A 26,525-nucleotide genomic window follows, 5' to 3' on the forward strand; every position below is an offset into this window, starting at 1 on the left:
TTATGCATACATTTCCACAAAACTTTCTTTGGGGCGGCGCGATGGCCGCTAATCAGGTTGAGGGAGCATGGCGGGAAGGTGGTAAAGGCCTGTCGACCTCCGATCTGCAACCGCACGGCATTTTTGGCGAACGCGTTGCGCGCCAGCCGGGCGATTTTAACATCAAGGATATTGCCATCGATTTTTATCATCGCTATCCGGAAGATATCCGGCTGTTCGCCGAAATGGGCTTCACGGTGTTACGCATCTCCATCGCCTGGACACGCATTTTCCCACAGGGCGACGAGGAGCAACCCTGCGAGGCCGGACTGGCTTTTTACGATCGCCTGTTTGACGAGATGGCTAAATATAATATTGCGCCGATGGTGACGCTTTCGCATTACGAAATGCCCTACGGCCTGGTCAGCAATTACGGCGGCTGGGGCAACCGTCAAACAATTGTTTTTTTTGAACGCTATGCCCGCACGGTATTTGAGCGCTACAGGCACAAAGTAAAATACTGGCTCACCTTTAATGAGATCAATATGTCACTGCATGCGCCTTTCACCGGCGTAGGCCTGCCGGAAAACAGCAGCAGACAGGCGATATACCAGGCCATTCACCATCAGCTGGTGGCAAGCGCACGGGCAGTAAAAGCCTGCCATCAAATTGTGCCTGAAGGCAAAATCGGCAATATGCTGCTGGGCGGCCTGCTTTATCCTCTGACCTGCCGTCCTGAAGATATGCTCGAAGCGCTACAAAAAAATCGTGAATGGCTGTTCTTTGGCGATGTACAGGCGCGCGGCGCTTACCCACCCTATATGGCACGCTTTTTTAAACAGCAAGGTATCGAAATAGCTATCAGCGAGCAGGACAACATCGATCTGCGCGAACCCGTTGATTTTATCTCCTTCAGTTATTACATGAGCGGCTGCGCCACGGCGGATAAAACAGCGGCCCTGGCGCGTGGCAACGTGCTGGATATGGTGCCGAACCCACATCTTCCCGCCTCTGAATGGGGATGGCAGATCGACCCGCAGGGACTGCGGCTGCTGCTGAATATGCTTGCCGATCGCTATCAAAAGCCGCTGTTTATCGTGGAGAACGGCCTGGGCGCCAGGGATAAGGCAGAAGCGGATGGCGCAATCAACGACGATTATCGCATCGCTTATCTGAACGATCATCTGGTGCAGGTGCGTGAAGCCATTAAAGACGGCGTGGAGGTCTGGGGCTATACCAGCTGGGGGCCAATTGATTTAGTGAGCGCCTCGAAAGCCGAGTTTTCCAAACGCTACGGTTTTATCTATGTCGATCGCGACGACCAGGGAAACGGTACGCTGGCGCGCAGGCCCAAAAAGAGTTTTTGGTGGTATCGCGAGGTTATAAAAACCCAGGGTGCCTCTCTGAGCCAGCGGTGAATAAATCCAGGCCGGACATGCTCAATCCGGAGGGCAGTTAACGCCTTCCGGCAATGTCGTTAATAGCCTGCCTGAATCGGTTAAAGGAATAACGGATGAGAAAGATCGCTTACACCTTTAAAGTCAGAACGCTCATTACGCCAATCGTTTTTGGCCTGATGGTTTCAGGCCCGCCCGCTTACGCCAGCGAAGCCTGGCAGGGAGAGGCCCTGGGCTTTGTTCCTTCCACGCCAGGGCTGCTCGGCGACATGGGTGGGGTAAGGCCGGTTCTGGAGGCGGATGGTTTCCATTTCAACCTCGGCTATTTAAGTCAGGTTGCTTATAATGCTGCCGGTGGTTACAACCACGATCGTCATGCAGCCTATATCGATCAGTTTTCGCTGACGTTCGGGCAGGATCTTGAAGACCTGACGAATATTGCCGATGCCAAAATCGAGGGCAATATTGTTAATCGCAATCACGATGACAGCCTGACCTTTAAACGATTACAGGATCCCAGGGTCAGCGCTAACGATATTGCTCAGGAAAGCTCCGGCCGGGGTTCCATCACCCGTCTGGGCTGGTTAACTTTCGCCCGGACCTTTCACGATCGCCGTCTGCACTGGCGCATTGGTATGATGAACAAGGTGCAGGATTTCGATCAAATAATCCCCTGTGACTTTCAGCTACTTTCGCAGTGCGGCGGCAAATCAGCTAACTCTTTTACCTGGTATAACTGGAACGTGCATTACTGGGGAACCACGCTGCAATATAAACTTAACGATGAGCTGACCTTAAAAAGCGGCATAATGGAGCAGAACCCAAATGCTGAGTCGCGCGGCCATGCCTGGAGCGGGTCAACCAGAGGCAGCAAAGGCGTGGTGCTGCCGTTGGAGCTGGAAATAAAAACTCGCATAAATAACCTGCCCGGAATTTATAACCTGGGCCTGCTGTTTACCAATGCGACGCAAACCGATTTTTATGCCGGAAAGTCCCAGGCTACCGGCGCTGACGATGCGGAAGGTTATCGTAGCCATCATCGAACCTGGTTTCTGTACGGCGGCTTTAACCAGCAGCTTACCCGACACAAAGACGATGCCACCCGCGGGCTGAGCTCTTCATTCAGTATGAGTTTAAGCGATAGGCGCAGTAACCTGCTGCATCGGGTCGCAGCCGTTTCGTTACGCTATCACGGCCTGGCCGATGCACGGCCCGATGACTGGCTGGGACTGGGCGCTACATGGATTGAAATAAGCAAGGATTACCGCCGGAACCAGCAATACCTTAACGAGCTACAGGGAACACACGACGATGTCGATGCGCTTTATCACCCTCTTCCTGGTCACACCGTCAACGCCGAGCTCTACTATCGCCTGCGTGCGACCTCGTGGTTGGAGGTTCAGCCAGTAGTGCAATACTGGCACCGTCCCGGTGCTTTACGGGAAACGCAGGACGCCTGGGTAACAGGAGTAAAAACGGTTATTACTTTCTGATTAAAAACATCGGCACGCCGCGATGAATTTTCCGCCGGTATGGGAGACTTCAGGCGGCGTTCTCTGATAGTGGATTTGTAAGCAGCCCTGATAAGGTTTGAAATCTGTAGCCTGTAATCCATAGCACGTAAGGCATAACTGATAATGCTTACTATAAGCCGCGGCCCGGTATCCCGATACCAGATTTCGTCGCCCTGCTCTTTGTCAGGCCTGCCCTGCGAGCTTACGCCTCATCCTCATGCTCTTCCAGGGCCAGCGTCTCTTTTCTGACCCGCTCAATATGAATGGTCAGAAACATGCGCTCTTCCGTTCCCAGCGTATAGGCATAATTTTTTACGATATGGCGGTCGATCTTCTCAACGCAGCGATAGGCTTGTGGGTAGCGGTTGCGCACCACGTCGTGCAGCGAGCGGTCGTCGCTGACCACGCCGTTTTTCCCCAACATCCGCTGGGCAAAGAACTTAAGATGGGTGACAAAGCGGTTATAGCTCAGCGAGTCGGGCTGATATTCGATCTGCAGATGATATTTCACGATATCCAAAATTTGCTGCATAAACCGCGTGATGGCGTGTACCTCCGGCATCGCGCTATGCAGCTGCGCGTTAACCAGATGCAGCGCAATGAAACCAGCTTCATCTTCTTCAAGACGCATGCCCAGCCGCTTCTCACTAATCGTCAGCGCCGCCAGGCCAAGCTCATATTCTTTAGGGTAAAGCGAGCGGATCTCCCAACGCAGTACGTTGCGCAAGGGAATTTGCTGCTGCTGGCGCTGAAGCGCGAAGTGGATATGATCGGTCAGACCAATCGCCACGCTTTCATGCAGAGCGGTGGTCAGCGCCTGCCTCGCCTGCGCGATAATGCATTCGCTGACGGCAAGCACCTCTGGCGGGATTTCCGTCAGCAGCTCGGCTAACCGCCCTGTCAGCTCGCTGCTTTGCAAGGCAAAGACTTTTTCCACCCGCGTGGGATCAAGCCGCTCGCCCGGTCGTTTCTGAAAGGCCAGCCCGCGCCCCATCACGACCTGCTCTTTGCCCTGTTTATCCAGCACTATCGCCACGTTGTTATTGAGTACTTTGATAATATCCATTTAGTTACCCACAAATAAAAAAACCTGACGGTCGGATCGCGCCGATGTCAGGTTTTGCCTGCAGCGAAGCAGTAGCAATCCAGCCGCTACCATAGATCATTGCGGGTGTAGCTCAAGCGCTGCGTGATGAAACTGTGAGATCTCTCGTAAATCGCGTTTTTCAGCCCGGCAGCGTGGCGGAACATTTGGTTTTTTCCAGTTGTTTCAACTGGATCATCCGCTGGTCAGCATGTTTCTGCGCCAGGCTTTTCGCCACGCCGTTGCCAATGCCGAAGTCACCGATAAAACCCAGTACGGTAAGCCCGCTGAACTCGCCGGTTTTATCAATCTGCTGCTGTACCTGCTGCTGGCTGGCAATTTCCTTTTGCACTGCCGGGCAGTCCAGAGTCGTTTTTTGTACTTCACTCACCGAGGGTGAAGAAGGATAGTGTTTCAACGCGCAGCCGGATAACAGCACTAGTAAAGAAAGCAGCGTAACGATTTTAGTCATAAAGCACCTGATAACGGGGAGTCACTGTCCGTTATTATCTCTCGTCAATCCGATAACGATGCGTAAAGCACCTGCACGATTAGCTGGTTTATTGAGCGTTAGCGAAGAGGCCGCCTGCTATGGCCGGAGCGACAGCTGCTCCGGCGCGTACTTAGTTATGCTTAACGATATAAAGCATCCGGCTGTACGCCACATCCTCCGGATTCGTTATCGGATAACCTTTGACCCAGGGCTTGATCAGGCGGCCGTTAGAGAGTTGATAAAGAGGCGCGATGGGCACCCGATCCGCGAGGATTTGTTCCGCCCGATTGTAATTCTCATTACGGATCCCGGCATTGGTTTCCCGGCTCGCTTTGGTCAGCAACTCGTCATAGGCCGCATCTTTAAAGCGCGAAATATTGCCGCTGTGGCTGGCGGTCAGCAGGCTCAGAAAAGAGGAAGGCTCATTATAGTCGCCTACCCAGGAAGCGCGGATCACATCGAAACTGCCGCTGTTACGGCTGTCGATATAGGTTTTCCACTCCTGATTCTGTAGCTTCACGTTAACGCCCAGGTTTTTCTTCCACATAGACGCGACGGCGATGGCGACCTTCTGATTGTTTTCAGAGCTGTTATACAGCAGCGTCAGGCTGAGCGGGTGCGTCGGCCCATAGCCCGCCGCCGCCAGCAGCGTTTTAGCCTGAGCGTCCAGCTCTGCCTGAGAATGCTGCTGCAGGAAGCCCGGCTGCGGCTTAAAGCCGTTGGTAACGTCCGGCGTAAAATGCCAGGCGGGTTTCTCGCCGGTGCCCAGCACTTTTTCCGCAATAATACGGCGATCGATACTCCACGAAAGCGCTTTGCGCACGCGCACATCCGCCGTCGGCCCTTTCTGCGTGTTAAAAGCGTAGTAATAAGTGCCCAGCTGATCCGGCGTATACACCTCGTCAGGGATCTGCTTTTTCAGCAGGCCATACATGTTTTTAGGAAAAGATTCGGTAATATCGATATCACCCGCGCGATAGCGTTTGGTCGCGCTTGACTCCTCGTTGATGGGCACGAAAGTCACTTTATTAATGACGCTATGCGCGTTATCCCAATAGCGATCGTTGCGCACCAGCACCAGCTTTTCATTTACCACCCTTTCCTGCAATTTATAGGCGCCGTTGCCTGTCAGCCTGTCGGGCTGCGTCCAGGCAGAGCCCTGCTGCTCCACTACTTTTTGCGGTACCGGATAGAGGCTGAAGTTAGCGGTCAGGCTGACGAAGTAAGGCACGGGCTTGTCCAGCGTCACTTTCAGCCGATGGTCGTCCAGCGCGCTAACCCCCAGCTTATCGGGCGTCATCTCGCCTTTGGTGATAGCGGCGGCGTTAGCGATCCCGGCCAGATCGGCAAACCAGGCGAAGGTGGAGGCGGTTTTCGGGTCGACCAGCCGCCGCCAGCTGTAAACAAAATCGCTGGCGGTCACGGGATCGCCATTCGACCAGCGGGCATCCTTACGCAGCGTGAAAATCCAGGTTTTATTGTCGGTGGTTTGCCACTGGGTCGCCACGCCCGGCACGCTTTCGCCCTGCGCGTTTTGATTGGTCAATCCTTCAAAGAGATCGCGGATAACCTGGATTTCCGGCAGCCCTACCGCCTTAGCGGGATCGAGCGAGGCGGGTTCGTCTTTGATATGCCGAACGATTTCCTGGCGGGCGGCCAGTTCGGTGCCGGCCGGCACCTCTGCGGCGCAGAGAGAAGCGCTGACGCTCAGGGCCAGCAGCGTCAGCGTAAAACGAAAAGCGTTCCTCATCAGGATACCTCAGTCAGGGCAACGGAATTTAGAGGGAACTTTAGCGCAACTGATTGTGATAATTACAGCATTTTCCGGCTCGTCAGTTCACAACACGTAAAACATCCTCCTTTGAGTACGCCGAGTCTGCTATAAAAAGCTTTTAGACAAATCCTCTGGAGTCACTATGCCTCAGAATCATCCACGGCCCCGGCGCGGCAAGCTGGAGGCCGATCGCCTGCGCTATGGCAGCAGCGTGCTGGGCGCCCCCCTGCTCTGGTTTCCCGCGCCGAATGCGGATGATGCCAGCGGGCTGATCCTGGCCGGGACACACGGCGACGAAACGGCGGCGGTGATCACCCTTTCCTGCGCCATGCGCACGCTGCACGAAAGGCATCGTCGCCATCACGTGGTGCTGGCGGTTAATCCCGACGGCTGCCAGCTTGGCCTACGGGCAAACGCGCGCGGCGTGGATTTGAACCGTAATTTTCCTGCGGCTAACTGGCAGCCGGGCGAGACAGTTTATCGCTGGAATAGCGCGGCGAATGAACGGGACGTGACGCTTTCCACAGGGGAAAGCGCTGGATCAGAACCGGAAACGCAGGCGCTTTGTGCGCTGATCCACCAGCTTAAACCCGCCTGGGTAGTGAGTTTTCACGAGCCGCTGGCCTGTATTGAGGATCCGCTCGACAGCGAGCCGGGCCGCTGGCTGGCCGAAAAGATGGGGCTGCCGCTGGTCACGTCTGTCGGCTACGCCACGCCAGGCTCGTTCGGCAGCTGGTGCGCCGATTTGGGGCTGCCGGTGATCACCGCCGAGCTGCCGCCCGTTTCGGCAGACGAGGCCAGCGAAAAATATCTGACCGCGCTGGTCGAGCTATTGAGTAAGACTTTCTGAAAGCGCGATTCTGCCGCAGCGGAACGGCAAGGCGGTCACGTCCTGCGCCAGCCAGGTAGGCCCGTCCAGATCGACAAAACGGGCCGTGCCGGCCAGCGGCAGCGCGGCGCGAATGGCTCTGGAGGTGCAAAGCATACAGCCCAGCATCACCTCCAGCCCGGCCGTTTTGGCGGCGGCGGCCAGCGCCAGCGCCTCGGTCAGCCCGCCCGTTTTATCCAGCTTGATGTTAATCATTTCATAACGTCCCGCCAGCTGAGGCAGGCTTTCGCGGGTGTGGCAGCTTTCATCGGCGCAGATCGGCAGCGGATGGATAAAGTTGGCCAGCAGCGCATCGTCCGCCGCCGGTAAGGGCTGCTCAAGCATCACCACGCCCAGATCCGCCAGCAGCTGACAGCGCGCCGCCAGGCCTTCGCTGTGCCAGGACTCATTGGCATCGACGATCAGCGTGGCGTCCGGCACGGCGGTGCGGATAGCCACCAGCCTTTCCGTGATCAGCGCGTTGTCCATTTTGATTTTCAACACCTTCGCGCCGTTCTGCCACAGCGCCAGCGCGCCGCTGGCCATGACTTCCGGCGAGTCGATACTGATGGTCTGAGCCATTTCCACCACATCGGGACGCACAACATGAGTCATCCGCCACAGATCGCTGTTTGCCCTGCGGGTTTCCAGATCCCACAGCGCGGAGTCGATAGCATTACGCGCCGCGCCAGCGGGTAACGCCTGCTGTAGCTGCTCACGCGTCATGCCCTGCTCCAGATCTTTGGTCAGCGCCGTGATTTGCGCCTGCACTGAAGCCGCCGTTTCACCATAGCGCGCATAGGGCGTGGCTTCGCCGGTGCCGACGATCCCCTCTTCCTCCAGTTCCACCACCAGCACGTCCGCTTCGTTGCGGCCGCCGCGTGCGATAACAAAAGGCGCGCGCAACGGCCAGGTTTCCGGCCAGACTTTGACACTTCTCATTAAAGGTTCCTTTTGGCAGAGCAATGATTCTTTCCACACCATAGCCATTCCACGGGGATTTTGACAATAAAGCGGGAAATGTTGTGTTTAGCGCTGTTGGAGTTTAGCCCCATAGCTTACACTCAGACATTCGTTTACCGCGTTAATAAGGAAAAGTTATGACTCAGACCGTACATTTTCAGGGCAATCCGGTCGCCGTGGCAGGCGAGCTGCCGACGCCGGGCCAGACCGCGAAACCATTTACGCTGGTAGCTAAAGATTTTTCTGATGTTTCGCTCTCGCACTATGCGGGCAAGCGCAAGGTGCTGAATATTTTCCCGAGCGTGGATACCGGCGTTTGCGCCGCCTCGGTGCGTAAATTTAATGAGCTTGCCGGAAAGGTAGAAAACACGGTAGTGCTGTGCATTTCTTCCGATCTGCCATTTGCCCAGTCGCGTTTTTGCGGCGCGGAAGGCCTGAATAACGTGGTTACGCTTTCCACCCTGCGTGGTGAGACGTTTAAAGAAGAGTATGGCGTGGCGCTTAACGACGGCGCGCTAAGAGGACTGACGGCGCGTGCCGTCGTCGTGCTGGACGAGCAGGATAAGGTGCTGCATAGCCAGCTGGTCGATGAAATCGCCACCGAGCCGGATTATGACGCCGCGCTGGCCGTGCTGAAGTAATTTAGTAAGCCGGTTAGTAACCGGCTTGTTATTTTTTAGGTGTTTTTATTAGCCACGTTTAATACTTTAGTTTTTCTTAAAAGAAAATACATCTCCGTAAAATCTTACGGTTATCAATTCAAAAATTTTTAAATCTCAATCCTTTTGATAACCGTTAAACTCCCCTGCCATGCAGAAAAATATCTGCACTTCGTCCTGCAACTTATTGTAAGAATGAAATCTTTTTTTCTACATCATAAATCACTCGCAAAAATGATAATTACCATTATCATTTTCAGGTCTCGGCGTCATCTCAGGAAATCAAATTGTGTTGCCGCATATAAACTCAAAATTTATACGGGTAGCATTATGTTTAATATTTATAGCATTAACTATGTAGATCTTTCTTCGAGGGCAAAAATTGATTTGTATACCCTAAGGAAAAGCACTTTTTATGACAGACTTGGATGGGCTGTGACATGTATAAATGGAATGGAAAACGATCAGTTTGATGATGTACAAACAAACTATATTCTTGGTGTTGTCGATCAAGAAATAATATGCGGAACAAGAATAATCCCTATGAGTAATGCTAATATGCTTGAAAAAACATTCTTTAGCTTTTTCAAAGATATCGAAATACCGGAAGGAAAGTATATTGAATCAACACGCTTTTTTGTGGATAAAATGCGCACCAGAAATCTATTAGAATATAACTTCCCCGTCACTAAAATTCTTTTTTTATCGCTAATTAATTTTGCACGGAAACACCAATATGAAGGCATCATTGCTGTAGCCAGTCATGCTATGATGCAAATCATTGAACAATCAGGCTGGAAAATCACAAAACTGAAAACAGGACAGTCAGAGAAGGGCGAGCCTGTCCATTTATTATTAGGACATATTGATGATGAAAGTTGTAGGAAATTAAAAGAGGAAATCCTTGATAAAGAAAAAAAACTTCCTCAAACTTTGTTAGAACAGTGGCCTTTTGTGCTTAATAAGCTTTAATTTTTATCTAACTGGCCTCACAAGTTGAAGTTCCACGCCGAGACGCACTGCGTGCCTTGCATTTGTTACGCCTAACTTTTTAACGATATTAGACATATGAAACTTCACTGTAGTAGTTTTAATACCTAAAATCATTCCCGTTTCAGGGTAAGTTTTCCCCACACTTGTCCAATACAATACTTCATTTTCTCTTTCTGTAAAAAGATCAGTTCCAGATACAGTTTCCTCTTCGTTATCTGGCAATGAATTAAGCGCTAAGTATTTCTCATGGACGGTGGCAAGCAATAAGTCGATGAGAGCTTTATTTTCATTGAGACAGGATTTTATTTCTTCTTTTTTTTCAGGATCAATAATAAAAGAGAGAGTGGCAAGGTTATTTTTATAATCATGCAAAACACAGGTAAAACCATTAATGACACTATGCTTTTTTGCTTTGGCGAATATTCCTGATAAATCAAAATCGTTTCCAACCTTGATTTTCTCGTCCCAGAAGAATGGTGTGAGACGATTCAAAGCCGTAATAACCACGGGATCGGTGTATTGCAGGCTATTTTCTTGATAGTATTTCACCCATTCAGCAGGGTAATTAGTAACATGAAATATACGTGACAGATTTTTTTTAGAAAGGATAACGTAAGCCCATTTTAGCTCACCAAGATGGTGTAGTGCCGCTTCAATAAATTCTTTAATAATATCATTGACTTGAAATTCCATCTTCATTTTCAACCTCCGGCAGTCAGTTTAGAAAATAATAATTTCGGTATTCTTTTTAATATGATACAGACATCCTTTAACATATCACTTTAAGGGCTTACAAATAAATCCTGGCAGCCACATTCACCATCTGTTGCTATTTTTAATCAACCATCTTAATAATAACCCTTGGTAAGGAAATTATGTTAATCATCACCAAGAGTTATACCATCCAGACGAGCTTATTTCTAGATGCCCCCCCTCATTTAGGGGGGCATCTGTTGCCTAACCCCAACACGAGAACCTTGTTACGGTCTTGCCTTAATTGATCAGATAAAATTTATCCGATGTCATTTTATTTTTCTTTAATGACTATGTGATCATATCAGCCATGACTCTTGCTGAACGATCATTAATCAATTATTTCCCTTCGCTGTCCGCTTTTTTACTCAGCCCATATTCCCTCAGCTTGTTGGCGATAGCGGTATGCGAGACGCCAAGCCGTTTCGCCAGCTTGCGCGTGCTGGGATAAGAGAGATAAAGTTTGGTCAGCACCGAACGCTCGAAGCGGCTGGTGATGTCGTCCAGCGATCCTTCCATTGCCTCTTCGCCAAGCTGAATATCCATCGAAAACTCCGGCAGAACGATATCCTGCGGCCGCAGCTCATAACCTTCCAGCTGGGTCAGCGCCCGATAAAGCGCGTTTTTCAGCTGGCGGACGTTGCCGGGCCAGGTATAGCGGCTAAGGAAGGCATTAAGCTGAGGAGAAAGCTTGGGTCTGGCGACGCCCTGCTCGTCGGCGAAACGCGCAACAAACATTTCCGTCAGCGGCAAAATATCCTGAGGGCGATCGCGCAGCGGCGGCAGGTTCAGCGTCAGCACGTTCAGTCGATAAAAGAGATCTTCGCGAAACTCGCCGCGCTGCACCATTTCCGTCAGGTTTTTCTGCGTGGCGCAGATTACCCGCACGTCTACGTGCACTTCATGCTCTTCGCCTACGCGGCGGAAAGTGCCGTCGTTAAGAAAACGCAGCAGCTTGGTTTGCATTCTTGGCGACATCTCGCCTATCTCGTCCAGCAGCACCGAGCCGCCGTTGGCCTGCTCAAAAAAGCCCTTTTTGCCTTCCAGCGCGTTGGGATAGGCGCCGGCGGCATGACCAAACAGCTCGCTTTCCGCCACGTCGTCCGGCAGCGAGGCGCAGTTCAGCGCCAGGAAAGGTTTTTTACCGCGCGCGCTGCGCAGATGGCAGGCGCGTGCCAGCATATCTTTGCCGGTGCCGGTATCGCCTACAATCAGCAGCGGCGCATCCAGCATCGCCAGCTTGCGCGCCTGGTCCACGACCTGACGCATTTTTGGCGTAACCGCCACGATATGCTGGAACTCGCTGTCGTCGTTAACCGCCAGGTTCTGTAGCTGTTGGCCCATTCGGGCGGTGGATTTAAGCATAACTACCGCGCCAGCTGGCCGGTCTGCCTGTTCGTGCTCGCCTGCGGTAAAAATAGGCGTGATTTCCATCAGAAAGTCGCGGCCCTGCAATACCACATGATGCGCCTGCGGCTCAATGCGCTCGTTTTCCAGCCAGCGCTGAAAATTAAAGCCGCCAATCAGCGCGCCTGCGCCGTAGTTACGCATTTTCTCTTCATTAAGCGAAAACAGCGCCTGAGCTGCCGGGTTCGCCAGCTCAATTTTGCTTTTCATATCGATGGAAAACACCGGCTCCGGCAGCGCAATCAGCAGCGCGCTCAGCGCCCGATGCTCGCGTTCGGACGGCAAAAACGCCACCGTGCGCACGTCGGTGACGCTGGGAATACGACGGATTTCCGCCATCAGCTGGCTGAACTGCTCGAAGGGCACAGCTGAAAAGTTAAGATAGATGCGGCCGATTGAGGCAATCTCGATGCCGCGCAGGTCGATGTTCCTTTCAACCAGCAGATCGAGCAGTTCGCGGGTCAGACCAAGTCGGTCGTGGCAAAAGACTTCCAGACGCATGTATAAACCTTTATCAATTCCGGGCGGACATTAATAATACCCCATTGCCGCAGGGGTCAGAAGCGTTCTGGAAGGAAAAGTTGACAGCCAAGCCTGTTATGTCTGATTAACAAAAGGTATCACCTACCTTTGTTAGCAGCTTGTTATAAATTAAAGGCAGCATTAGGATGTTTCTTATACCTCTTTATTCTTAAATTATGGGTTTACCTGATGCTTGAAATTTTTCGAATTGTACAAAGCCAGCTTGCTTCTTTGAAAAGGAAAAATGCAGTTATCCTGATACAGGATAACTGGGACGACTGGGGGCGTTTTAATACACAGTATCTGATGGTGTTTGCTGATAGCAAAGGTGATAAGCACACTATTGGTTATGTAAAAATAGGCTGCCCAAATGAAAAGCTTAGCGGTAAAAGACCTTCTCTACCAGATTCCTGCCCCAAACTTCCGGAAGGTTATTTCAGTTTAGGGCAAAGCGATCGGTATTATGAGAATCTAAAAGCTCTTACGCCATCTGTGATGCATTCAATCCTGAATATTATGAATGATATCGTTTGGAATGAAAGTTTATTTTACCGCAACCAATATCAGGATATCATGACGGAGTCATTACAGCGCTATGTCGCTACTCCAACGATAACAGGTCAGTTTCGTAACATTTTATCCGGTCGAAGTAAACTCAGTAGTTATGAATTCTCTTGCTTTGCCAATGACAGGGACTTTAAGCTAAATATCGATTTCGATGTATTGCCCACATCAATTCTTCCGACTAATATTCATGCAATCATTGGTGACAACGGCGTGGGTAAGTCACACCTGTTGAATTCAATAATTGAGAATCTACAATGGGGCAGCGGAAATATCAAAACGCAAATGCGTAACGATGACCGATTCGCTAATCTTATTGCGATATCATTCAGTGCATTTGGTGGATTTGAGAGTGCAAATGAACATCATAACGCACAATCCATGATAAATTATTCACATATTGGCATTAACAAAATAAGACCAGAAAATGAAAATATTTCATTCTATAGAAATCACTACCCACATGATAAATATGAGCTCGGGTTTGATTTCATGAGCAGCATACAGGCTTGCAAATACTCACCTAAAAAAGAATTCCTCCTTGACGCACTCAATAAGCTAGCTCTACCAGAAATTATGCTCGATGTTATCAATGATATTATCAACTCACCTTCACAAACTGAATTTTATTTTATCCGCAATAATGAGCACATATCTTTTTTCAATAAATTAAGCTCTGGCCACAAGATAGTTATACTGACACTGACTTCTCTGGTGGAAAAAATTCAGGAAAAAAGCCTGGTTTTGTTTGATGAACCTGAGGTTCATCTCCATCCCCCTATGCTGGCTAACCTTGTCAGGGCGTTATCCGATTTACTGATTAGCACCAATGGGGTAGCCGTCTTAGCAACGCATTCACCTGTGGTACTTCAGGAGATATCCAGAAACTGTGTTACCATTTTAAATCGGCCCGGTACAACTACCCGCTCCTGCCGTCCGGAATATGAAACCTTTGGTGAAAATGTTTCGCTTTTAACACATCGTGTATTTATGCTCGATAATGACAAGAGTGGATATGTATCTCTAATAAAAAGGGCCGTATCACCCCAAGACAGTTTTACCTCCGCACTCGAAAAATTTGATGGAAAACTTGGCTCTGAAGCCATCACAATTCTTTCTGCCCTGACCTCGAGGTAAAACTATATGTTAAAACTGCCTAAGCCTACTACTTGTTACTTTCAGGCACATCGGGATAGCATCTCTGACAAAAACCCAATAAGTGGAATATATAGCACTTATAAAAAAAACAATAATTAATAGTATATTTTTTTTTTCAACGCTATTTATCATATAAAAGGCGTAACTGCCTCACTCAACACCCTACCAGTGCTAAGTAAGGTTTATGGCATTATTACTGCTAAAGAAATGGAAAATCTATACACTAAAGGCATGGTAAAACTCGTAAAAGGCAGGGAACACTACGATGAAATCTATGATGCATCCTTAAATAATGTCTGCCCATTATGTGCCTTAAGAAAAATAAACACTTTGGATCATTATTTACCTAAAGCTCACTACCCACAATATGCTATTATGCCTATTAACCTCTACCCATGCTGCACAGACTGTAACAATGCAAAAAGAGATAAGTATCAATTACCTAAAAATTCGCAAACCATTCACCCATATTTTGATGATATCGTTAATATACGTTGGCTACGTGCACGAGTCTTCAATACACCAAAAGTCAGACTGGAGTACTATGTCGATACACCTCCCGGCACACCTGCATTATTAAAGGAAAGAATTGAAAACCACTTCAATACGCTTGAAATTAAGAGCCTTTATGAAAGCCACGCCGCAACATTATTAATTTCAGAAAAATATTTTTATTGCAGCCTGAAGTTAGATTCTACAAAAAATCTTATTGCTACACTAACCCTTAGAAAAACGTCTATTTCAAGGGTAAATATTAACCAATGGGATGCGGTGTATTATGAAGCATTATTAGCATCACAAGAGTTCATTGAAGAATGGCATAAAGAGATTGAGGAACCTCAAAAAGTTAGTTGAGGCTCCATGCTCATAACCGACCTTTACCTGCCTACTTCTGCAACGTCTCTTTCAATTTCACCACCAGGTCGCGGCGGAAATCGCCCAGCCTCGGCTTGTCGCCTTCCAGCCAGGGCAGCGGACGGCACAGCTCCATCGTCTTGATGCCCAGCCGAGCGGTGAGCAGGCCTGCACCGATGCCCTGCGCGGCGCGAGCGGAGAAGCGCGCGGCAATGTCCTGCGACATCCAGTCCATACCCACTTCCCGCACCAGCTCGGAAGCGCCAGCGAACGCAATGTTTAACAGCACCAGCCGGAACAGACGAATGCGGCTGAAATAGCCCAGCTCGATGCCGTACAGCGCGGCGATGCGGTTAACCAGCCGCAGGTTGCGCCAGGCGATAAACGCCATATCCACCAGCGCCAGCGGGCTGACGGCGATCATCAGCGTTGACTCGGCGGCGCTGCGGCCGATTTCGCGTCGCGCCTGGCTATCCAGCATCGGCTGCACTATCTGTGCATAGAGCGCCACGACTTCGCGATCGTTATGCGTTTCGTGCAGCGAGGCATGCCAGCGTTGCAGCGCCGGGTTAGTGCGATCCAGCCCGGCCTGGCGCGCCAGCCTTTCACAAAACTCGCGCCCTTTGCCCATGCTCTGGCTGTTTAACAGCTCGCGACCGATATCTCGCTCTTCGGCCCGCTCGCGCAGCCGGTAAAGCCGTCGCCACTCGCCTACCAGGGAACCGGCGCCGGCCACGACGATCAATCCGCCCGCCGCGTAGCCTCCCAGGGCGATCCAGTCCTGCGCCTGCCAGGCCTGATAAGTCCACTGCACGCCCTGCGCCACGACGCTCAGGCCAAACAGCGCCAGACCGGTTTTTACCAGCGTGCGCCACAGGCTACGTTTAGGCCGCAGCGCCGCCTCGACCGCCTTTTCGCCCGCGTCTTCCTCTTCCACATGCGCTTCCGGCTCCGCAGCGATAAAGCTCGCCTCCTGCGGGGTAAAATGTCTGGCGGATTTTATAGCGGCATCTTTTTCCGCGGTCAGCGGCTGCGCAAAGTCGATACGCGGTTTAAGCGGTGCGTTCATCGCAGTTTATCTCCCAGTAAAAATTCCAGCGCCGCGTCCAGACGGATATGCGGCAAAGGCCTGTCTGCATCCAGCTGCTGCGGCCTGAACTGTTCAAAATGAAACCCCTGCTGCTGCCAGAATACGTTGCCCGGCAGGCGCGGCGGCACCTCGCCCGGATAGACGGTTAGCGGTTCGTTGTCGGTCAGCCGGTGACCGCGCAGCGCCGGTATCTTTTCGCCCTGATGATCGACCAGCCCGCTTTGCGTAGCCTGCACCGACGCCAGGCCCAGGCACTCCATATCGATACCCTCAAAAGCAGCATTCTGCCACGCATCCTGTACCAGCTGCTGCAACAGCGACACCAGGTTGGCGTGCTGATCGCTGGTAACGTGATCGGATTTGGTGGCGGCAAACAGGAGCTTATCGATTACCGGCGAGAAAAGGCGGCGGAACAGCGTGCGCTGGCCGTAGGAAAAGCTTTGCATCAGCTGCGTCAGCGCCAGCCGCATATCGTTAAACGCCTGTGGCCCGCTGTTAAGCGGCTGCAAACAGTCCACCAGCACGATTTGGCGGTCAAAGCGCAGGAAGTGGTTTTTGTAGAAGTCTTTAACCACGTGCTGGCAATAGTAGTTATAGCGCGCGCGCAGCATCCCGATATTACTGTTGGCATCCGCCTGCGCCAGCCTGGAGGCGTCCGCCTCTTCCGCCTGCGGCCAGGGGAAAAACTGTAAGGCTGGCGCGCCGGCCATATCGCCCGGCAGCACAAAGCGGCCAGGCTGGATAAAGTGCAGCCCTTCCCGTTTACACTTATGCAGGTAGTCTGTCCACGCCGCCGCGATTGCCGCCAGCCGGTTTTCATCCGCAGGCGCAAACGGATCCAGATCGGCGCAAAGCTTGCGCCATGGCGCTGACCAGCTGGCGCGATCGCCATTCAACAGACCCGCCATCTGTCGCGACCAGCCAGGATAGTCCTGCGCCAGCATGGGCAGATCTAGCAGCCATTCGCCGGGGTAGTCGACAATTTCAAGATAAAGCGTGGAGGCATCTTTAAAATGGCGCAGCAAAGATTCCTGCGAGCGATAGCGCAGCGCCAGACGCATTTCGCTGACCCCGCGCGTCGGCGTCGGCCAGGCGGGTGGCTCGCCATACAGCTGCGCCAGGCCTTCATCATAGGTAAAGCGCTGAATACCCATATCGCGCTGTGGCACGCGCTTAACGCCCAGCAGGCGGCCTTCTCGCGCAGCGGAAAACATCGGCAGACGCGCGTCGGCGTTGACGTTAAGCAGTTGATTGACCAGCGAGGTGATAAAAGCCGTTTTGCCGCTGCGGCTCAGGCCGGTGACGGCGAGGCGCAAATGACGATCTGCGCCCCGGTTCATTAATGAAAGCAGTTCTGTCTGAAGTCGTTTCATTGGTCCATATCCTTAAGGCCGACGGCTCAGAATAGCATAGCCGCGACGTTCAGGGTTTGTTCCAGCGCGCCGTTGCGCCCCGCAGCGCGCGGCGGATAAGCGGCTCCAGCGCCCAGGCTAACAATATTTTCAGCGGCCGACGCGCGACGGATTTCACCGCCCAGCCGGTCAGGCCAGCCGGGCCGTAGCTTAACGCGCCCAGCAGCACGAACTTACCGGCCTTTTTCAGCGTGGGCGCGGCGTTGCGGTGTAAAGCAGATTGCCAGTTACGCATGGTGTTCTCCGGGCGCCTACAGCTGACGGAATCGGCTGCGCACGCTAAAGGTTTCAGAAGTGACGTAGCGTTCTATATCGCGTACGCCTGGCTCTCCGCCGCGCAGCTCCGCCTCCAGCTGGTCTAAAAGCATATGTGCCGTCGGGGCGTTTTCCTCCGCGCTTTGCGGCTTCTCGTCCAGCACAAAGGCCAGCAGAAAATAGGCGATCAGCGTGAGCATAAACAGACCAAAGATCATCGACAGCACGACGATAACCCGCACCAGCCGTACCGGGATATCCAGATAGTCGGCAATCCCGGCGCAGACGCCTTTTACCTTGCCGCGCGCGGGAATGCGGTAAAGTTTCCTGCTGCTCATGGCTGCCTCCAGTTAGGGTGCTCGGCGTCGAGGATCTCCTCCAGCGCCTTGATACGTTCGCGCATCCTGCGGGCATCCTGAGTCAGCTGCTGCAGCCTTTGTAGCTCGCCTTGCGACAGTGTGGCATCACTGTTTTGACGCTTGCTGTAGTGCAGCCATAGCCAGATGGGGGCCACAAACAGCATAAATATCGTCAGCGGGATCGCCAGAAATAACGCGCTCATTCATTCTCCTTGAATTGATATGCCGGGCATTCCGGGGAATGCCACCGGCAAAGATTATTCGCTACGGTTCATTTTTGCCTTCAGCGCCGCCAGCTGCTCAGAGATGGCATCGTCGGCCTGAAGATCGGCAAATTCCTGATCCAGCGTTTTCTTTTTGCCAAAGCTGTGGCTTTCCGCCTCGGCTTCCATATGGTCGATGCGGCGCTCAAAGGATTCAAAACGAGCCATCGCCTCGTCAATTTTACCGCTGTCCAGCTGGCGACGCACGTCGCGGGAAGAAGAAGCGGCCTGATGACGCAGCGTCAACGCCTGCTGACGAGCGCGCGTTTCGCTCAGCTTTTTCTCCAGCTCGCCGATTTCGCCCTTCATACGGGTCAGCGTTTCTTCAACCTGTTCGGCTTCGCGCGTCAGCGAGGCGGTCAGATCGTTCAGTCTTTGTTTCTCAATCAGCGCGGCGCGGGCCAGGTCGTCTTTATCTTTACGCAGCGCCAGCTCCGCTTTCTCCTGCCACTCGGCCTGCTGGATCTCCGCCTGTTCAATGCGGCGCTGCAGCTGCTTTTTCTCTGCCAGCGCGCGGGCCGAAGTGGAACGCACTTCCACCAGCGTATCTTCCATTTCCTGAATCATCAGGCGCACCAGCTTTTGCGGATCCTCTGCTTTTTCCAGCAGCGAATTAATGTTGGCGTTCACGATGTCGGCAAAGCGAGAAAAAATACCCATAATCTTCATCCTCTTAAATTGTTTTGGCGTTACGGGTATTACTATTCAAATCGCGTGCCAACTTTTATCTTATTGATTTTCCTTAATTACGCCGGTTTACAGCCGCGCCTTGTTTCTCTAAAGTGGCGTAATTAACCAATACCTGGTAAAAAAAATGGAAAAAGAAACCCTGCTTGGCGAGTCGAATAACTTTCTGGAGGTGCTGGAGCAGGTTTCACGTCTGGCACCGCTGAATAAGCCGGTGCTGGTTATCGGCGAGCGCGGTACCGGCAAAGAGCTGATCGCCAGCCGGCTGCACTATCTTTCCGAGCGCTGGCAGGGCCCTTTTATTTCATTAAACTGTGCGGCGCTGAACGAGAATCTGCTGGATTCCGAGCTTTTCGGCCACGAAGCCGGCGCGTTTACCGGCGCGCAGAAGCGTCATCTGGGTCGGTTCGAGCGCGCCGACGGCGGTACGCTGTTTCTGGACGAGCTGGCGACGGCGCCGATGCTGGTACAGGAGAAACTGCTGCGGGTGATTGAATATGGGCAGCTGGAACGCGTCGGCGGCAGTCAGCCTTTGCAGGTCAGCGTGCGGCTGGTCTGCGCCACCAACGCCGATTTGCCGCAGCTGGCCGAAGAGGGAAAATTCCGTGCCGATCTGCTGGACAGGCTTGCTTTTGACGTGGTGCAGCTGCCGCCGCTGCGCGAGCGTCGTAGCGATATCCTGGTGATGGCGGAGCATTTTGCTATTCAGATGTGTCGGGAGCTGGGCCTGGCTTTCTTCCCCGGCTTCTCGCCGGGGGCGCGGCAGGCTCTGCTGGACTATGGCTGGCCGGGTAACGTGCGGGAACTAAAAAACGTGGTGGAAAGGTCAGTCTATCGTCACAGCGAAACGGATCAGGAGCTGGATACCATTATTATCAATCCTTTTCAGCGCCTGTACGCCGCCCCCACAGCGCCAGCGGCAGAGCGGCTGCCCGCGCTGCCGCTGGATCTCCGCCGCTGGCAGCATCAGCAGGAAAGGGATCTGCTGCAAAAGAGTTTAAAGCAGGCGCTCTACAACCAGCGCCGCGCGGCGGATTTGCTGGGCGTTACCTATCATCAGCTGCGCGCAATGATGAAAAAGCACAACGTGGAAATCGGCGCTGAAGACGGCGAGGTATAGGCCATTTTAGCCGCGCTGCTGGAGCAAATTGTGCCAGATAGCGTAACTCTCCTGCTCAAAGCAGACGATATTGACCTGTTCTACCGCCTCGTGCAGCCTGGCGGAGATCGCTTCAAAGGCAATTTCTGCCGCCAGCGTTTTGGGGAAACGATAGATGCCGGTGCTGATATTAGGAAATGAAACGGATTTAATTTTATGCTCGTCAATCAGGTCGAAGCAGCGGTGATAAGCGCTACGTAACAGGTCAGGCTCGCCGTTTTGCCCGCCGTTCCACACCGGCCCTACGGTATGGATAACGTAACGGGCAGGCAGGTTGCCCGCTCCCGTTATTACGGCATCGCCTTCTTTACAGCCGCCCTGTCGCGCGCGGATCGCCCTGCACTCTTCCAGAATCGATTTTCCCCCGGCGCGATGTATCGCGCCATCCACGCCGCCGCCGCCCAGCAGCGACGAGTTAGCCGCGTTGACCATCGCCTCTACGGGGATTTGCGTAATATCACCCTGTAATAATTTGATTTTATCAGACATAAGCGCCTCCTTTTAGCTACCAGTATAGTCGGCCGTGGCCTCTCTTTCACCGCGGCACGATCGTAGACCGCCGCAAAATGCGCAAAAAAAAGCCCGCGCAGGGCGGGCTAAAAATACTGGAAGCAATGTGAGCAATGTCGTGCCCTTCTCCGGTAGAGCCACCGTTGAAGCGCAGAAGAATAATAATCATTCTCATACATAGCTGTAAAGTATTTATTGAGAATAATTCTCATTACCACACTAAGATCGGGCGTATTTCGCCAACCTGACCTTGCTCGCTGCCAGAAAACGCCTGACGTTTTTGACCAACGCTTCGCGACCTTTTATCAATAACAAAGGAGCATCAACCCCAAAGCACACAACGGCCCGCGTATGAAAAAACGTCAGTTGTCCCCGCAAACTTTGGGGGAGCACCAAGAGTGCGGTACACTGTGAGAATTGCCTGATATTTCAGATGACCTATGCGCAAACTACTCTGCACTTTTCTTGTCGGCCTTAGCCTGTTCAGCGCTATGGTTGCCGCCGCTCCGCCGGAAGACATCCGTCAGAGCGGTTTTGTCTATTGCGTGAACGGCGCGGCGACCACCTTTAATCCGCAGCTGGTCAGCGGCGGGCTGGTGGTTGATACGCTGGCTGCGCAGCTTTACGATCGCCTGCTGGATGTCGACCCCTACACCTATCGTCTGATCCCGGAACTGGCGGCAAGCTGGGAGACGCTGGATAACGGCGCGACCTACCGCTTTCATCTGCGGCACAACGTGCCTTTTCAGAAAACGGCATGGTTCACCCCTGGCCGACCTATGAACGCGGACGACGTGGTGTTCAGCTTTCAGCGTATTTTCGACCGCAAATCCGCCTGGCATGGCGTTAACGGCGGCAGTTATCCCTATTTCGACAGCCTGCAGTTCGCCGACAGCGTCGCCAGCGTGAAAAAGCTGAGCAGCGACACGGTCGAGATCCGGCTGAACGCACCGGACGCTTCCTTTTTGTGGCACCTGGCGACCCACTATGCGCCGGTGCTTTCGGCGGAATATGCCGCGCAGTTGAGTAAAGTCGATCGGCAGGAGCAGCTGGATCGCCAGCCTGTCGGCACCGGGCCGTTTAAGCTTAGCGAATACCGCACCGGCCAGTATATCCGCCTCGCCCGCCATACTAATTACTGGAAAGGCATGCCGCGCATGCCGATGGTGGTGATTGATATGGGCGCGGGCGGCACCGGACGCCTTTCCAAACTCCTGACCGGCGAATGCGACGTGCTGGCCTATCCTGCCGCCAGCCAGATTTCAGTGCTGCGCGACGATCCGCGCCTGCGGCTGACGCTGCGGCCCGGTATGAATATCGCCTATCTGGCGTTTAACACGCGCAAAGCGCCGCTGGATCGCGCCGAGGTGCGTCAGGCGCTGGCGCTGGCAATTAATAATGAGCGGCTGATGGAGTCCGTTTACTACGGCACGGCGGAAACGGCGGCTTCTATTTTGCCACGTGCTTCCTGGGCTTATGATAACAACGCGCGCGTCACCGAATACAATCCGCAAAAATCACGTGAGATGCTCAAGGCGCTGGGCGTGGAAGATCTCCAGCTGACGCTGTGGGTACCGGCCACCTCGCAGGCCTGGAACCCCAGCCCGTTGAAAACCGCCGAGCTGATCCAGGCCGATCTGGCGCAGGTTGGCGTTACGGTAAAAATTGTGCCCGTCGAGGGACGCTTTCAGGAAGCGCGCCTGATGGAGATGAATCACGATCTGACGCTAACGGGCTGGGCTACCGACAGTAACGATCCCGACAGCTTTTTCCGCCCGCTGTTAAGCTGCGCCGCTATCGGCTCGCAGACCAATTTTGCGCACTGGTGTGACGCCGCTTTTGACGAGACGCTACAAAAAGCACTGCTCTCGCAACAGCTGGCGTCGCGCATCGAGTACTACGGCAAGGCGCAGGCTATGCTGGCGCAGTCGCTGCCGGTGCTGCCGCTGGCCTACTCGCTGCGGCTTCAGGCCTATCGCCATGATATTCACGGCCTGGTGCTCAGCCCGTTCGGCAATGCCTCTTTTGCCGGCGTTTATCGCGACCCAAGGACGAAGCCATGATTATCTATACGCTGAGAAGGCTGGTGCTGTGGCTGGTGACGCTGTTTCTGCTGACGGTGGTCGGTTTCAGCCTGAGTTACTTTACGCCCCACGCGCCGCTACAGGGCGCTTCGTTTAGTGATGCAATACTGTTCTGGTATCAGGGGCTGATGCAGTTTGACTTCGGCGTATCCAGCATTAACGGCGAGCCGGTTTCCCTGCAGCTGTTAGAAGTCTTCCCCGCTACGCTTGAGCTGTGCATTCTTGCTTTCGTGCTGGCGATGGCCGTTGGCATCCCGTTCGGCATTGCCGCCGGCGTGATGCGCAACCGCTGGCAGGATAAAGCGATCAGCGCGCTGGCGCTGCTGGGCTTTTCAATGCCCGTGTTCTGGCTGGCGCTGCTGCTGACGCTGTTTTTCTCGCTGGATCTGGGCTGGCTGCCTGTTTCTGGCCGCGTCGATCTGCTTTATCCCATGAAAAACATCACCGGTTTTGCGCTGATTGACGCCTGGCTGAGCGATTCGCCCTGGCGGCACGAGATGTTGAAAAGCGTGCTGCTGCACCTGATATTGCCGGTGACGGCGCTGGCCGTGGCGCCTACTACGGAAGTGGTGCGTCTGCTGCGTATCAGCACGCGCGAAGTGATGGAGCAAAACTATATTAAAGCCGCCGCCACTCGCGGTCTTTCACGACTGACCATTATCCGCCGTCACGTGCTGCATAATGCGCTGCCGCCGGTTGTGCCTCGCCTGGGACTACAATTCTCTACCATGCTGACGTTGGCAATGATCACTGAAGTGGTGTTCAGCTGGCCAGGTCTGGGACGCTGGCTGGTGGACGCCATCAGGCAGCAGGACTACGCGGCGATCTCCGCAGGCGTAATGATGGTTGGCGGCCTGGTGATTACTGTGAACGTGCTGGCCGATATTCTGGGCGCGCTGACAACGCCGCTGAAGCATAAGGAATGGTATGCCCTCCGATAATATTTACGCCGAAAAACGGCTGCCCAGCACTTTCCGCACCACGTGGCGGCTGTTTTATCATGACACCACCGCGATGGTCGGCTTCTACCTGTTTATCGCGCTGCTGCTGCTGTGCCTGTTTGGCCGCCTGCTTGCGCCTTACGGGCTGGCGCAGCAGTTTTTAGGTTATCAGCTGCTGCCGCCCTCGTGGTCGCGCTACGGCGATGTTTCATTTTTTCTCGGCACGGACGATTTGGGCCGCGATCTGCTGAGCCGCCTGCTGAGCGGTGCGGCGCCAACGGTAGGATCGGCTATAGCCATTACCGTACTGGCCTCGCTTTGCGCCATGGTGCTGGGCGTTTTTGCCGGGCTGACCAGAGGATTGCGTTCGGCGGTGATGAACCACATTCTGGATACCTTTCTTTCCATTCCTTCGCTGCTGCTGGCGATCATCGTGGTGGCGTTTTTTGGCCCAGGTTTAAGCCATGCCTGGCTGGCAGTATTCCTGGCGATAATTCCTCGTCTGGTGCGCTCGGTCTATACCGCCGTGCACGACGAACTGGAAAAAGAGTATGTCACCGCCGCCCGTCTGGATGGTGCTTCCAGCATGAATATTCTTCGCTATGCGATTTTCCCCAATATCCTGGCGCTGCTGGTTTCGGAATTTACCCGCGCGCTGTCGATGGCTATCCTGGATATTGCCGCGCTGGGCTTTCTGGATCTGGGCGCGCAGTTGCCTTCTCCCGAATGGGGAGCCATGCTTGGTGATGCGCTGGAGCTGATTTACGTCGCACCCTGGACGGTGATGCTGCCCGGCGCGGCGATAATGCTCAGCGTGCTGATTGTCAATTTGCTGGGCGACGGTATTCGTCGCGCCATCGTTGCGGGAGTTGAATAATGCCGCTGCTCGATATTCGTAATCTGACCATTGAGTTTATGACCGCCGATGGCCCGGTCAAGGCGGTCGATCGCGTCAGTATTACGCTGACCGAAGGGGAAGTTCGCGGCCTGGTGGGCGAATCCGGCTCGGGCAAAAGCCTGATCGCCAAAGCGATCTGCGGCGTGACCAAAGATAACTGGCGGGTTACTGCCGACCGTATGCGCTTTGACGATATCGACCTGCTTAAGCTGTCGCCGCGCGAAAGGCGTAAACTTGTTGGCCATAACGTGTCGATGATTTTTCAGGAGCCGCAGTCCTGCCTGGATCCTTCTGAAAGCGTGGGTAAACAGCTAAAACAGGCTATTCCCCGCTGGACGTGGAAAGGCCGCTGGTACCAGCGTTTCGGCTGGCGGCATCGTCGCGCTATCGAGCTGCTGCACCGCGTGGGCATCAAAGATCATAAAGATATTATGCGCAGTTTTCCCTATGAGTTGACCGAAGGCGAATGCCAGAAAGTGATGATCGCCATTGCGCTGGCCAACCAGCCGCGCCTGCTGATTGCCGATGAACCCACTAACGCAATGGAGCCGACGACGCAGGCGCAGATTTTCCGTCTGCTTTCCCGGCTTAATCAGAACAACAACACCACGATTTTGCTGATCAGCCACGATTTGCAGATGCTGAGCCACTGGGCGAACCGCATCAACGTGATGTACTGCGGCCAGACGGTGGAAACCGCCACCAGCGAAGATTTGATCGTGCAGCCGCACCATCCTTATACGCAGGCGCTAATCAGGGCGATGCCGGATTTTGGGCGCTCGCTGCCGCATAAGAGTCGTCTGAACACCCTGCCCGGCGCGATCCCTTCGCTGGAGCACCTGCCCATTGGCTGCCGTCTGGGGCCGCGCTGCCCTTATGCGCAGAAAAAATGTATCGAAACGCCCCGCCTGGCGGGCGGAAAATCGCACCTGTTCGCCTGTCATTTCCCGCTGAATATGGAGAGTCAGTAATGGTTGAAACGCTGCTGGAGGTACGCAACCTCAGTAAAACCTACCGTTACCGAACCGGCCTGTTTCGGCGTCAGCATGTTGAGGCGGTCAAAGAGGTCAGCTTTACGCTACGCGAAAGACAGACGCTGGCGATCATCGGCGAAAACGGCTCCGGCAAGTCGACGCTGGCGAAAATGCTCAGCGGCATGATTGAGCCGAGCGCGGGCGAAATCCTGATTGACGATCGGCCGCTGCAATATGGCGATTACGGCTACCGCAGCCAGCGTATCCGTATGATCTTTCAGGATCCGTCCACTTCGCTGAATCCACGCCAGCGCATCGGCCAGATCCTGGATTTCCCGCTGCGTCTGAATACCGATCTGACCGCCGAAGCGCGGGAAAAGCGCATTATCGCCACCCTGCGCCAGGTCGGTTTACTGCGCGATCACGCTGCTTATTATCCTCATATGCTGGCGCCAGGACAGAAGCAGCGCGTCGGTCTTGCCCGCGCGTTGATCCTGCAACCTAAGGTCATTGTCGCCGACGAGGCGCTGGCCTCACTGGATATGTCTATGCGCTCGCAGCTGGTGAATCTGATGCTGGAGCTACAGGACAAGCACGGCATCGCCTATATCTATGTGACGCAGCATCTGGGCATGATGAAGCATATCAGCGATCAGGTAATCGTCATGCATCACGGCGAAGTAGTAGAGCGCGGCAGCACCGCAGATGTCCTCGCCTGCCCGCTACACGATCTGACGAAAAGACTGATTACCAGCCACTTTGGCGAAGCGCTGACGGCGGACGCCTGGCGTAAAGATCGTTAGTCCGGCTCTTTTAAACGCCCGTTCTGCCAGGAATGGGCGAATTTCCAGCCGGTTCCGCTGCTTCTTTCACCATTATGCTTTTCCGCTATTTATTAGCACCGATCGGT

26 protein-coding genes are annotated in these 26,525 nt (G+C 53.5%); 13 read left to right on the top strand and 13 right to left on the bottom strand.

Annotated features, from left to right (window positions below; genetic code table 11):
- The first annotated feature begins 2 nt into the window (after positions 1-2).
- Both ascB and ACVWZ0_RS11955 read left to right on the top strand, forming a co-directional pair.
- Entirely contained in the window at positions 3-1,397 is a 1,395-nt protein-coding gene (ascB, locus tag ACVWZ0_RS11950; RefSeq protein WP_253453925.1) for a 6-phospho-beta-glucosidase, read from the top strand.
- 158 nt (positions 1,398-1,555) lie between these two features.
- A complete protein-coding gene (locus ACVWZ0_RS11955) occupies positions 1,556-2,869 on the top strand; it encodes a carbohydrate porin (RefSeq protein WP_253460961.1) in 1,314 nt (437 codons plus the stop codon).
- 223 nt (positions 2,870-3,092) lie between these two features.
- Here ACVWZ0_RS11955 and licT read toward each other — a convergent pair whose 3' ends face one another.
- From licT to ACVWZ0_RS11970, 3 genes are all read right to left on the bottom strand, one after another.
- Positions 3,093-3,956 carry a BglG family transcription antiterminator LicT gene (licT, locus tag ACVWZ0_RS11960; protein WP_253453923.1) on the bottom strand — a complete coding sequence of 288 codons (864 nt, stop codon included), beginning with the start codon at positions 3,954-3,956 and terminating at the stop codon, positions 3,093-3,095.
- A 160-nt stretch (positions 3,957-4,116) separates the two neighbouring features.
- Positions 4,117-4,446 (bottom strand): hypothetical protein, encoded by a 330-nt coding sequence (locus tag ACVWZ0_RS11965; RefSeq protein ID WP_253453922.1) that lies wholly within the window; start codon positions 4,444-4,446, stop codon positions 4,117-4,119.
- 151 nt (positions 4,447-4,597) lie between these two features.
- On the bottom strand, positions 4,598-6,217 hold the full coding sequence (locus tag ACVWZ0_RS11970) for a peptide ABC transporter substrate-binding protein (protein ID WP_253453921.1): 1,620 nt from the start codon (positions 6,215-6,217) through the stop codon (positions 4,598-4,600).
- 166 nt (positions 6,218-6,383) lie between these two features.
- Between ACVWZ0_RS11970 and mpaA the strand changes: the two genes are divergently transcribed.
- The gene (gene mpaA / locus ACVWZ0_RS11975) at positions 6,384-7,091 is read left to right on the top strand and encodes a murein tripeptide amidase MpaA (RefSeq protein ID WP_253453919.1); all 708 of its coding nucleotides are present in this window, start codon (positions 6,384-6,386) and stop codon (positions 7,089-7,091) included.
- On the opposite strand, the gene ycjG is transcribed toward mpaA, so the two are convergent.
- Positions 7,071-8,051 (bottom strand): L-Ala-D/L-Glu epimerase, encoded by a 981-nt coding sequence (gene ycjG / locus ACVWZ0_RS11980; protein ID WP_253453917.1) that lies wholly within the window; start codon positions 8,049-8,051, stop codon positions 7,071-7,073. The two genes, mpaA and ycjG, sit on opposite strands and share 21 nt — an antisense overlap.
- Positions 8,052-8,209: 158 nt before the next feature.
- On the opposite strand from ycjG, the gene tpx reads away from it, so the two are divergent.
- Positions 8,210-8,713 carry a thiol peroxidase gene (tpx, locus tag ACVWZ0_RS11985; RefSeq protein ID WP_253453915.1) on the top strand — a complete coding sequence of 168 codons (504 nt, stop codon included), beginning with the start codon at positions 8,210-8,212 and terminating at the stop codon, positions 8,711-8,713.
- Positions 8,714-9,061: 348 nt separating this feature from the next.
- A complete protein-coding gene (locus tag ACVWZ0_RS11990) occupies positions 9,062-9,703 on the top strand; it encodes an acyl-homoserine-lactone synthase (RefSeq protein WP_253453913.1) in 642 nt (213 codons plus the stop codon).
- A 3-nt stretch (positions 9,704-9,706) separates the two neighbouring features.
- On the opposite strand, the gene ACVWZ0_RS11995 is transcribed toward ACVWZ0_RS11990, so the two are convergent.
- Together ACVWZ0_RS11995 and tyrR are read right to left on the bottom strand one after the other, a co-directional pair.
- Positions 9,707-10,423: a LuxR family transcriptional regulator gene (locus ACVWZ0_RS11995; protein WP_253453911.1), complete on the bottom strand. Its 717-nt coding sequence runs from the start codon at positions 10,421-10,423 to the stop codon at positions 9,707-9,709.
- Positions 10,424-10,816: 393 nt separating this feature from the next.
- The gene (gene tyrR / locus ACVWZ0_RS12000; protein ID WP_253453909.1) at positions 10,817-12,385 is read right to left on the bottom strand and encodes a transcriptional regulator TyrR; all 1,569 of its coding nucleotides are present in this window, start codon (positions 12,383-12,385) and stop codon (positions 10,817-10,819) included.
- Between the two features lie 210 nt (positions 12,386-12,595).
- On the opposite strand from tyrR, the gene ACVWZ0_RS12005 reads away from it, so the two are divergent.
- Positions 12,596-14,107, top strand: coding sequence for an AAA family ATPase (locus ACVWZ0_RS12005; protein ID WP_253453907.1), 1,512 nt, complete (start codon positions 12,596-12,598; stop codon positions 14,105-14,107).
- Between the two features lie 189 nt (positions 14,108-14,296).
- A complete protein-coding gene (locus ACVWZ0_RS12010; protein WP_253453905.1) occupies positions 14,297-14,983 on the top strand; it encodes a hypothetical protein in 687 nt (228 codons plus the stop codon).
- A gap of 31 nt (positions 14,984-15,014) precedes the next feature.
- On the opposite strand, the gene ACVWZ0_RS12015 is transcribed toward ACVWZ0_RS12010, so the two are convergent.
- From ACVWZ0_RS12015 to pspA, 6 genes are read right to left on the bottom strand one after another with little or no spacing between them, the layout of a single operon-like run.
- Positions 15,015-16,052, bottom strand: coding sequence for a YcjF family protein (locus ACVWZ0_RS12015; RefSeq protein WP_253453903.1), 1,038 nt, complete (start codon positions 16,050-16,052; stop codon positions 15,015-15,017).
- The gene (locus ACVWZ0_RS12020) at positions 16,049-17,446 is read right to left on the bottom strand and encodes a YcjX family GTP-binding protein (protein ID WP_253453901.1); all 1,398 of its coding nucleotides are present in this window, start codon (positions 17,444-17,446) and stop codon (positions 16,049-16,051) included. Before ACVWZ0_RS12020 ends, ACVWZ0_RS12015 begins: the two co-directional genes overlap by 4 nt.
- A 49-nt stretch (positions 17,447-17,495) precedes the next feature.
- Entirely contained in the window at positions 17,496-17,720 is a 225-nt protein-coding gene (gene pspD / locus ACVWZ0_RS12025; protein WP_253453899.1) for a phage shock protein PspD, read from the bottom strand.
- A 16-nt stretch (positions 17,721-17,736) separates the two neighbouring features.
- Positions 17,737-18,078, bottom strand: a complete 342-nt coding sequence (gene pspC, locus ACVWZ0_RS12030; RefSeq protein ID WP_253453896.1) for an envelope stress response membrane protein PspC — start codon at positions 18,076-18,078, stop codon at positions 17,737-17,739.
- A complete protein-coding gene (pspB, locus tag ACVWZ0_RS12035; protein ID WP_253453894.1) occupies positions 18,075-18,302 on the bottom strand; it encodes an envelope stress response membrane protein PspB in 228 nt (75 codons plus the stop codon). Before pspB ends, pspC begins: the two co-directional genes overlap by 4 nt.
- Positions 18,303-18,356: 54 nt before the next feature.
- The gene (gene pspA / locus ACVWZ0_RS12040) at positions 18,357-19,022 is read right to left on the bottom strand and encodes a phage shock protein PspA (RefSeq protein ID WP_253453892.1); all 666 of its coding nucleotides are present in this window, start codon (positions 19,020-19,022) and stop codon (positions 18,357-18,359) included.
- Positions 19,023-19,176: 154 nt separating this feature from the next.
- On the opposite strand from pspA, the gene pspF reads away from it, so the two are divergent.
- Complete coding sequence (pspF, locus tag ACVWZ0_RS12045) at positions 19,177-20,169, top strand: phage shock protein operon transcriptional activator (RefSeq protein WP_253453890.1); 993 nt, start codon at positions 19,177-19,179, stop codon at positions 20,167-20,169.
- A gap of 6 nt (positions 20,170-20,175) precedes the next feature.
- Here the strand turns inward: pspF and ACVWZ0_RS12050 are convergent, their stop codons facing one another.
- A complete protein-coding gene (locus ACVWZ0_RS12050; protein ID WP_253453888.1) occupies positions 20,176-20,697 on the bottom strand; it encodes an O-acetyl-ADP-ribose deacetylase in 522 nt (173 codons plus the stop codon).
- Between the two features lie 461 nt (positions 20,698-21,158).
- On the opposite strand from ACVWZ0_RS12050, the gene sapA reads away from it, so the two are divergent.
- The 5 genes from sapA to sapF are packed head-to-tail and all read left to right on the top strand — an operon-like array spanning position 21,159 to position 26,418.
- Positions 21,159-22,781, top strand: a complete 1,623-nt coding sequence (gene sapA, locus ACVWZ0_RS12055) for an ABC transporter substrate-binding protein SapA (protein WP_253453886.1) — start codon at positions 21,159-21,161, stop codon at positions 22,779-22,781.
- The gene (sapB, locus tag ACVWZ0_RS12060) at positions 22,778-23,743 is read left to right on the top strand and encodes a putrescine export ABC transporter permease SapB (RefSeq protein ID WP_125287685.1); all 966 of its coding nucleotides are present in this window, start codon (positions 22,778-22,780) and stop codon (positions 23,741-23,743) included. Before sapA ends, sapB begins: the two co-directional genes overlap by 4 nt.
- Positions 23,730-24,620 (top strand): putrescine export ABC transporter permease SapC, encoded by an 891-nt coding sequence (gene sapC / locus ACVWZ0_RS12065; RefSeq protein WP_253453884.1) that lies wholly within the window; start codon positions 23,730-23,732, stop codon positions 24,618-24,620. Before sapB ends, sapC begins: the two co-directional genes overlap by 14 nt.
- Positions 24,620-25,612: a putrescine export ABC transporter ATP-binding protein SapD gene (gene sapD, locus ACVWZ0_RS12070; protein ID WP_253453882.1), complete on the top strand. Its 993-nt coding sequence runs from the start codon at positions 24,620-24,622 to the stop codon at positions 25,610-25,612. The genes sapC and sapD overlap by 1 nt, the downstream gene beginning before the upstream one ends.
- Complete coding sequence (gene sapF, locus ACVWZ0_RS12075) at positions 25,612-26,418, top strand: putrescine export ABC transporter ATP-binding protein SapF (RefSeq protein WP_253453880.1); 807 nt, start codon at positions 25,612-25,614, stop codon at positions 26,416-26,418. Before sapD ends, sapF begins: the two co-directional genes overlap by 1 nt.
- Positions 26,419-26,525 lie beyond the last annotated feature (107 nt).

Source organism: Erwinia sp. TECH1, assembly GCF_054057575.1.